This is a genomic window from Mesorhizobium sp. M1A.F.Ca.IN.020.06.1.1 (genome assembly GCF_004023265.1).
GTDB lineage: Bacteria > Pseudomonadota > Alphaproteobacteria > Rhizobiales > Rhizobiaceae > Mesorhizobium.
Genome location: NZ_RZSR01001565.1, coordinates 1 through 750 on the forward strand (window position 1 = coordinate 1; position 750 = coordinate 750).

A 750-nucleotide genomic window follows, 5' to 3' on the forward strand; every position below is an offset into this window, starting at 1 on the left:
CGACGTTCAACGCCTGGTTTCGGGCCGCGCCGGCGACGCCATCACCTTCACCATGTTGCGCGACGGCAAGGAAATCACCGTCACCGCGACACCGGAACCGATGGAGCAGCAGGATGCGCTGGGCAACAAGGTCAAGGTCGCGATCATCGGCGTGGCCAACAATGCGGAGCTCGGGCAGCCGCGACTGGTCTCCTACACGCCCGCGGGCGCGCTGGCGGCGGCTGTCGAGGAAACCGGGCATGTGATCGAGCGCACCGGGCAATTTCTGCAACGTTTCGTAGTCGGGCGCGAGGACAAATGCCAACTCGGCGGCCCGATCAAGATCGCGAAAATGTCGGGTCAGGCGGCCAAACTCGGTTTCGAATGGCTGGTGCAGCTTGTTGCATTCCTGTCAGTCGGGATAGGGATTCTCAATCTGCTACCGATTCCCCCTCTCGACGGCGGCCACCTCTTGTTCTACGGCGTGGAGGCCGTCATAAGGCGGCCCGTGTCGGAGCGGATGATGGAGATGGCCTACCGGACCGGTCTCCTTCTGGTGCTCGGATTTATGGGTTTCGTTTTTTGGAATGATCTGTTTGGGTGCTGAAATCATGAAGGAATTTGGCTTCGGCCCCACCCATATTGAGACGCCGTTTACCATGCGTGGGGATATGCGTGACACGAAAGCCACGCAACAGGGTTAAGTAAATACAAATTAACCGGGAGCCTTGCGTGTAGGGGAAATCCGGTTAATACGGTAAGGGAAAATAC

1 protein-coding gene is annotated in these 750 nt (G+C 58.5%); it reads left to right on the forward strand.

Features of this window, described 5'->3' with window-relative positions:
* The coding region (locus tag EOA60_RS35570) for an RIP metalloprotease (protein WP_164899903.1) at nt 1–586 on the forward strand (586 nt) is incomplete at its 5' end.
* Nucleotides 587–750: the final 164 nt, after the last annotated feature.